The sequence below is a fragment of the Meridianimarinicoccus zhengii genome, assembly GCF_003254465.1.
In the GTDB taxonomy this organism is placed as follows: Bacteria; Pseudomonadota; Alphaproteobacteria; order Rhodobacterales; family Rhodobacteraceae; genus Meridianimarinicoccus; species Meridianimarinicoccus zhengii.
Window position 1 is genome coordinate 1 of record NZ_QDFI01000121.1, and the last position, 7311, is coordinate 7311.

General features: G+C 68.6%; 8 protein-coding genes. 7 read left to right on the forward strand and 1 reads right to left on the reverse strand.

Annotated elements, in window-relative coordinates:
- From xdhC to DDE13_RS21345, 6 genes are all read left to right on the forward strand, one after another.
- A partial coding sequence (xdhC, locus tag DDE13_RS21320; RefSeq protein ID WP_111406233.1) for a xanthine dehydrogenase accessory protein XdhC occupies positions 1-629 on the forward strand: 629 nt, incomplete at its 5' end.
- Positions 626-2152: an ABC transporter ATP-binding protein gene (locus DDE13_RS21325; RefSeq protein WP_111406234.1), complete on the forward strand. Its 1527-nt coding sequence runs from the start codon at positions 626-628 to the stop codon at positions 2150-2152. The genes xdhC and DDE13_RS21325, both read left to right, overlap by 4 nt.
- Positions 2153-2212: 60 nt before the next feature.
- Positions 2213-3298 carry an ABC transporter permease gene (locus DDE13_RS21330; protein WP_111406235.1) on the forward strand — a complete coding sequence of 362 codons (1086 nt, stop codon included), beginning with the start codon at positions 2213-2215 and terminating at the stop codon, positions 3296-3298.
- Positions 3298-4224, forward strand: coding sequence for an ABC transporter permease (locus DDE13_RS21335; RefSeq protein ID WP_111406236.1), 927 nt, complete (start codon positions 3298-3300; stop codon positions 4222-4224). The genes DDE13_RS21330 and DDE13_RS21335 overlap by 1 nt, the downstream gene beginning before the upstream one ends.
- A 30-nt stretch (positions 4225-4254) precedes the next feature.
- On the forward strand, positions 4255-5043 hold the full coding sequence (locus DDE13_RS21340; protein WP_111406237.1) for an ion transporter: 789 nt from the start codon (positions 4255-4257) through the stop codon (positions 5041-5043).
- 4 nt (positions 5044-5047) lie between these two features.
- On the forward strand, positions 5048-6127 hold the full coding sequence (locus DDE13_RS21345; RefSeq protein ID WP_111406238.1) for a BMP family ABC transporter substrate-binding protein: 1080 nt from the start codon (positions 5048-5050) through the stop codon (positions 6125-6127).
- An 81-nt stretch (positions 6128-6208) separates the two neighbouring features.
- Here DDE13_RS21345 and DDE13_RS21350 read toward each other — a convergent pair whose 3' ends face one another.
- Positions 6209-6661: a CBS domain-containing protein gene (locus DDE13_RS21350; protein ID WP_111406239.1), complete on the reverse strand. Its 453-nt coding sequence runs from the start codon at positions 6659-6661 to the stop codon at positions 6209-6211.
- A gap of 211 nt (positions 6662-6872) precedes the next feature.
- On the opposite strand from DDE13_RS21350, the gene DDE13_RS21355 reads away from it, so the two are divergent.
- Positions 6873-7220: a carboxymuconolactone decarboxylase family protein gene (locus tag DDE13_RS21355; RefSeq protein WP_111406240.1), complete on the forward strand. Its 348-nt coding sequence runs from the start codon at positions 6873-6875 to the stop codon at positions 7218-7220.
- Positions 7221-7311 lie beyond the last annotated feature (91 nt).

Genomic DNA, 7311 nt, shown 5'->3' on the forward strand with positions numbered 1-7311 from the left:
ACCCGGCACTGCCGTTGCTGCGGCGGATCGACGGCGACGCCCCCGCCCCACTGACCCTGCGCCGGGCGCTGCGGGACGCGCGCGGCACCGGCATCGCGCCGCCGGTCCGCTTTGCGCAAGGCTGGCTGCTGGAACCGCTCGCTGCGCCAACGCGGCCCGTGTGGATCTGGGGGGCGGGCCACGTGGGCCGCGCGCTGGTGGGGGTTCTGGCCCCGCTGCCCGATCTGGCGATCACATGGGCCGACACCGCGCACGACCGTTTCCCCGACCCGCTGCCCGGCGGCGTCACGGCGCTGCCAGCACCCGCACTGGCGGCGGCCATGGCGCACGCCCCGCGGGACGCGCATCACCTGATCCTGACCTATTCCCACGCACTGGACCTCGATCTCTGCCACGCCGCCCTGAACCACGGTTTCGCTAGTGCGGGCGTGATCGGGTCGGCGACCAAATGGGCGCGGTTCCGCAAGCGCCTCGGCGATCTCGGCCACGCACCGGCGCAGATCGATCTGATCGATTGCCCCATCGGCGACCCGTCCTTGGGCAAGCACCCGCAGGCGATCGCGCTCGGCGTCGCGGCGGCGCTGCTCGCGCGCCCCGCCAAGATGACCGCCAAGGAGGCCCGCGCATGACCCGCCCGACACTGTTGACGCTGGAGGGGCTGACCAAGGCTTATCCCGGCGTCGTCGCCAATGACGACGTGCGCTTCAGCATCGGGGAGGGTGAGATTCATGCGCTTCTGGGTGAAAACGGCGCGGGCAAGTCCACGCTGGTGAAGATGATCTACGGATTGGTGAAACCCGACAAGGGGGCCATGACCCTGCGCGGTGCGCCTTATGCCCCCGACCGGCCCTCCGCCGCGCGGCAGGCGGGTGTCGCCATGGTCTTCCAGCATTTTTCGCTGTTCGAGGCGCTGGACGTCGCAGAGAACATAGCGCTCGGGATGGAAAACCCGCCGAAGCGCCGGGACCTCGCCGCGCGCATCCGTGACGTGAGCCACGACTACGGCCTTCCGCTCGACCCGTCGCGGCTGGTGGGGGAATTGTCCGCAGGCGAAAGACAGCGGGTGGAGATCGTGCGCTGCCTCTTGCAGAACCCCAAGCTGCTGATCATGGACGAACCGACCTCGGTGCTGACCCCGCAGGAGGTGGAGATCCTCTTCGCCACCCTGCGCAAGCTGGCGGCGGAGGGTACGGCGATTCTCTATATCTCCCACAAGCTCGACGAGATCCGCGCGCTCTGCGATGCGGCGACCGTGCTGCGCCGGGGGCGTGTCGTGGGCGATTGCATCCCGCGCGATACGAGCGCGCGGGACATGGCCGAACTGATGGTCGGCAGCGTGCTGCATGTCCCCGAACGGCGCGCGGCCACGCCCGGCGACGTGGCGCTGGAGTTGCGCGGGCTGGACCTGCCCGCCGCGACCCCCTTCGGCACCAGCCTGCGCGACGTGTCGCTTTCGGTGCGGACAGGTGCGATCCTCGGCGTGGGGGGCGTGGCGGGCAACGGGCAGGACGAATTGCTGGCCGTGCTGTCGGGTGAGACGCTGGCACCCCCCGGCACGCTCTTCGTGGACGGTGACGATATCGGTGCGCTGCCGCCGCCCGCACGCCGCCACCTGGGCGTGCTGGCCGCGCCCGAGGAACGGCTGGGCCATGCCGCCGCCCCCGACATGTCGCTGGTGGAAAACGCGCTCCTGACCGGGCAGGTGCGCGAAGGGCTGGCGCCGCGCGGCCTGATCGACTGGGGCGCGACCCGCGCCTTTGCCGACCGGATCATTGCGGCCTTCGACGTGCGCACGCCGGGGAACCATGTGGCCGCGCGGGCGCTGTCGGGCGGCAACCTGCAGAAATTCGTGATCGGGCGGGAAATCCTGCAATCGCCGCGGGTGCTCGTGGTGAACCAGCCCACATGGGGCGTGGACGCGGCGGCGGCGGCGGCGATCCGGCAGGCGCTGATCGACCTGGCCGAAGGCGGCGCGGCGGTCGTCGTCATCAGCCAGGATCTGGATGAACTGATGGAACTGGCCGACGATTTCGCAGCCCTCAACGGCGGGCGGCTCAGCGCACCGCGCCCCACGGCGGGGCTGACCATGGACGAGATCGGCCTGATGATGGGCGGCGCCCATGACATGGAGGTGGCCCATGCCGCACAGTGATCCGACGATGCCCCGCGGCACCCGTGCCGTGCCCCGGACAGCCCGCAAGGTAGCCCGCTAATGATCGCGCTGGAAAAACGCCCCACGCCGTCGCGCGCATGGACTGTGTTGACGCCGCTGGTCGCCGTGCTGGCCACGATGGTCGCTGGCGGGCTGATGTTCGCGGCCCTCGGCAAGGACCCGTTCGAGGCGATCCGGACGATCTTTTACGACCCGCTCTTCAACGCGCAGTTCGCGTCCTATTCCCGTCCCCAGCTCCTGGTAAAGGCCGGGCCGCTGATCCTGATCGCCATCGGTCTCAGCCTCGGGTTCAGGGCGGGTGTGTGGAACATCGGCGCCGAGGGGCAGTACATCATGGGCGCGCTGTGCGGGGCCGGTGTCGGTCTTGCGCTCTACCCCTCCGACAGCGTCCTGCTGTTTCCCGCGATGGTGATCGCGGGCGCGTTCGGGGGCTGGGCCTGGGCGATGATCCCCGCGATCCTGAAGACGCGGTTCAACACGAACGAGATCCTCGTGTCGCTCTTGCTGGTCTATGTGGCCGAGCAGTTCCTCGCCTCGGCGGCTCTCGGCGTGATGCGCAACCCCGAGGGCGGCGGCTTTCCGGGATCGCGCAACTTCCAGCAATGGCCCGCCGCTGCGAACCCGGAACTGATCGCGGGCACCGGCATGCATTGGGGCGTGGTCGCGGCCTTCGTCGCGGTGATCGCGGCCTACGTGCTTCTGGCGAAACACATGCTCGGCTTCCAGATCCGGCTTGCGGGCACGGCCCCGCGCGCGGCGCGCTTCGCGGGCGTGAACCCCGCGCGGCTTGTGGTGATCTGCCTTGGTCTGTCGGGCGCGCTGGCCGGGGCCGCGGGCCTGTTCGAGGTCACGGGACCGGCGGGACAGGTCAGCATCGATTTCGGATCGGGCTACGGCTTCACCGCCATCATCGTGGCCTTCCTCGGGCGCCTGCACCCGGTCGGCATCCTGCTGGCGGGGCTACTGATGGCCCTGACCTATATCGGGGGAGAGCTGGCGCAGTTCATGTTGGGCATCCCGGCGGCGGCGATCCAGGCGTTCCAGGGGATGCTCCTGTTCTTCCTCCTCGCCGTCGATGTCCTGAGCAACTATCGCATCCGGTTCGGCCGGCGGAGGATCGCGTAATGGCGGGCATATCCATCGACCTCCTGCTGGCGTCGCTCATGGTCGCCGCCACTCCGATCCTTTTCGCCGCACTGGGCGAGATGATCGTGGAAAAATCCGGCGTCCTGAACCTCGGCGTCGAAGGCATGATGATCGTGGGCGCGATCTGCGGCTTCGCCACCGCCGTCGAAACCGGCTCGCCCACGCTCGGCTTCGTCGGTGCGGCGCTGGGGGGCGCGGGGCTGTCGCTGGTGTTCGCGTTTCTCACGCAGGGCCTTCTGTCCAATCAGGTGGCGACGGGGCTGGCGCTCACGCTCTTCGGGCTGGGGTTCTCGGCGCTGATCGGGCAGGGCTACGTGGGGATCAAGCCGCCCGCCACCCCGTCGCTCGATCTCGGGTCGTTGTCGGATTTGCCCTTCGTCGGGCGCGTGCTGTTCAGCCACGACCCGCTGGTCTATCTCGGGCTCGCCATGACCGCGGCGATCTGGGCCTTCCTGCGCTTCACCCGCGCGGGGCTGATCCTGCGCGCAGTGGGCGAAAGCCACGACGCCGCCCATGCGCTGGGCTACAAGGTCGTGCGCATCCGCACCGCGGCGATCCTCTTCGGCGGGGCGATGGCGGGTGTGGGCGGCGCGTATCTCAGCCTCGTGCGGGTGCCGCAATGGACCGAAGGCATGACGGCAGGCGCGGGCTGGATCGCGCTGGCGCTGGTGGTGTTCGGCGCGTGGCGGCCGGGGCGCGTGGCGCTCGGGGCCTATCTTTTCGGCGGTATCACCGTGTTGCAGTTGAACCTGCAGGCGGCGGGCGTGGCGGTGCCCGTGGCGCTCTTGTCCATCTCGCCGTATCTGGTAACGATCCTCGTGCTGGTCGTCATGTCGTCCGACCGGCGGCGCGTGGCGATGAATGCGCCCGCCTCGCTGGGCCGGGTGTTCCACGCGGCGGCATGACACCACTGGGCGGCAAGGGAATGCACCGGCGTGACGCGCACCGAGATCCCACAGATCCTCGACGGCACGCACCCGACCGCGCCGCGGACGGTGGCGCTGGCGCATCAGGCGCTGATCTTCGCCTCGGGGCTGGCGATCTCGGTCGAGACGATCCCGGGCCTGCCCGTCTGGGCCGACCGGGTGCTGCTGCAGTTCGAACTGGTCGTGTTGCTGGTCTTCACCGCGGAATACGTCACGCGGGTGGTCTGCGCCGAACGCCCCCTGCGCTACATATTCAGCTTCTGGGGGATGGTGGACCTGCTGTCCTGCCTGCCGCTGCTCGCGTTCGTCTCGCCGGAACTGGCGGCGGTGCGGGTGCTGCGGCTTCTGCGACTGGTGCGACTGCTCAAGCTCTTGCACACCAACGCGGCCCTGAAGCGACTGGAACTCGCCCTCCACAGCATACGCGGGGAACTGGCCGTCTTCGCCGTGCTCGCCTGCGTCGTGATCTACATCGCCGGTGTGGGCATCTACATCTTCGAGCACGACGCCCAGCCCGAGGCGTTCTCGTCGATCCCCATCAGCCTGTGGTGGGCCATCGTCAGCTTCACCACCGTGGGCTACGGCGACATCTACCCGATCACGGCGGCGGGGCGGGTCTTTACTGCGGCGCTGCTGTTCGTCGGGCTGGGCGTGATCGCGGTGCCCACGGCGCTGATCTCTTCGGCGCTGATCCGCTCGGACCTGTCCGCGACGCGCGACAAGACCCTGCACGACGACATCGAACGCGAGGTCCGCAAGGAACTCGGCCCCGTCAAACGCAAACCAACACGGAGATGACATCATGAAGACACTCACGACCCTGCTGGCCGGGGCGGCGCTTGCCGCCGGGCTGGTGCTGCCCGCCGCCGCCCAGGACGACCCGCTCAAGGTGGGGTTCGTCTATGTCGGGCCCGTCGGCGACGGCGGCTGGACCTATGAACACAACCAGGGCCGGCTGGCCGTCGAGGCGCATTTCAGCGATACCGTCGAAACCGTCTACCAGGAAAGCGTGCCCGAAGGGGCCGATGCGGAACGCGTACTGACCCAGATGGCGCTGTCCGGCGCCGACCTGATCTTCACGACGTCCTTCGGCTACATGGACCCCACGATCAACGTGGCCCAGCGGTTCCCGGACGTGAAGTTCGAACACGCCACCGGTTACAAGACCGCCGACAACGTGGCCACCTATTCGGCGCGCTTCTACGAAGGCCGCACCGTGCAAGGCCACATCGCGGGCAAGATGACCGAAAGCAACATCATCGGCTATATCGGCTCCTATCCGATCCCCGAGGTGATCCGCGGCATCAACGCGGCCTTCATCGCCGCGCGCAAGGCCAACCCGGACGTGGAATTCCGCGTGGTCTGGGCCAACACCTGGTTCGATCCCGCGAAGGAAGCCGACGCCGCCACCGCGCTGATCGAACAGGGGGCGGACGTGATCCTGCAACACACCGACAGCACCGCGCCGCTGGCCGCGGCGGAAAAGGCTGGCGGCGTGATCGGCTTCGGGCAGGCTTCGGACATGGCGGAGTACAAGCCCAGCCCGCGCGTCAGCTCGATCATCGACAACTGGTCGCCCTATTACATCGACCGGGTGCAGGCGGTGATGGACGGCACGTGGGAAAGCCACCAGGTCTGGCAGGGCATCCGCGAAGGCATGGTCCAGATCGGCGAGATCACCGACGCCGTGCCCGAGGACGTGGCGAACGAGGCCCGCGCGCTGATGGATGCCATCGCCAGCGGCGATTACCACCCGTTCACCGGCCCGATCAACAGGCAGGACGGATCGGTCTGGCTGGCCGAGGGCGAAACCGCCGACGACGGCACCCTTCTTGGGATGGATTTCTACGTCGAGGGTCTGACGGGCACGATTCCGAACTGATCGGAACCTCGTGTCTGCATGCCGCCGGCGACCGGCGGCATGGTCCCGCTTCGGGTCATCCGGCCGGTTCCGGCCGGGTGACTATTGCGCGGCAATCGCCATGGCGGGCATGGGTGACGGGCGGGTGTTGTATTCCCGGAACCGTTCGAACATGACCCGGTACTCGGTCGGGATTTCGCGCATGGACAGCATGCCGACCGCCGCGCCGTCCCGCGTCACCGGCAAGTGGCGGAACCCGCCGCGGATCATGGCGCCCATCGCGTCGGCCAGCGGCGCCTGCGCATCGATCGTCACGGGATCCGCTGTCATGATCTCCGCGACCTGCGTCTGGTCGGTGCGCCGCCCCCGTGCAAGACATTTGCGGATCACGTCGCGCTCGCTCAGTACGCCCAGCAGCGTGCCGTCCGACATGACCGCCAGCGCGCCCACATTCGCGGTGTCAAGCCGCATGCAGGCCGCGCGCACGCTTTCGTCCGGTCCGATCGTGTGGAACGGGCGTCCCGAAACGATCGCGTCAATACTTCTGATGATCATCCTGTTCTCCCTCGACCCGATCGCTGAAACCAATCACTCGTGAACACCATGGCAGCCATCCTGCACCGGCAAGCGGGGATCGACAGTGCGCTGCGGCACACTGTCGGCAAGCCGGACAGTTGCGCCTGCGTGACACATTGGCGTCGAACCGCCCGTCGGGCCAAGTAGGCAATACCGGACCGCGGCCCCACCGTGCAGCAAGGGAAACGACATGACCTGGACCGACAAGCTGGCCGACATGCGCAACGGCCTCAAGGCGCTCAACAGCCTGCAACCCGACATGGCCAAGGGCTTTCAGGCGCTCTCCAAGGCGGCGAAGGGCCCGGGCACGCTCGACGCGAAGACGCTGGAATTCGTGGCGCTCGGCATCGCCGTGGCGGATCGATGCGAGCCGTGCATCGCGTTCCATGTGGACGCGCTCGTGCGGTCGGGGGCCACGCGTGACGAGATCGGCGAGGTGCTGTCGATGTGCGTCCAGATGGGCGGCGGTCCGTCGCTGATGTATGCCGCCAAGGCGCTTCAATGCTTTGACGAGTTGTCCGGCGCTGCGGAAACCTGACCCGGCGCACGGGACCGCGCCGGGCGAAGACCCGGCGCCGCCCGCCGATCCGCGCGACGGTCGGCCCTGTGCGCGGGGGCCCGACGGCCCC

Coding starts and splice junctions, on each gene's coding strand:
- DDE13_RS21345 (WP_111406238.1), top strand. CDS start 5,048: ATGAAGACACTCACGACCCTGCTGGCCGGGGCGGCGCTTGCCGCCGGG.
- DDE13_RS21325 (WP_111406234.1), top strand. CDS start 626: ATGACCCGCCCGACACTGTTGACGCTGGAGGGGCTGACCAAGGCTTAT.
- DDE13_RS21330 (WP_111406235.1), top strand. CDS start 2,213: ATGATCGCGCTGGAAAAACGCCCCACGCCGTCGCGCGCATGGACTGTG.
- DDE13_RS21335 (WP_111406236.1), top strand. CDS start 3,298: ATGGCGGGCATATCCATCGACCTCCTGCTGGCGTCGCTCATGGTCGCC.
- DDE13_RS21355 (WP_111406240.1), top strand. CDS start 6,873: ATGACCTGGACCGACAAGCTGGCCGACATGCGCAACGGCCTCAAGGCG.
- DDE13_RS21350 (WP_111406239.1), bottom strand. CDS start 6,661: ATGATCATCAGAAGTATTGACGCGATCGTTTCGGGACGCCCGTTCCAC.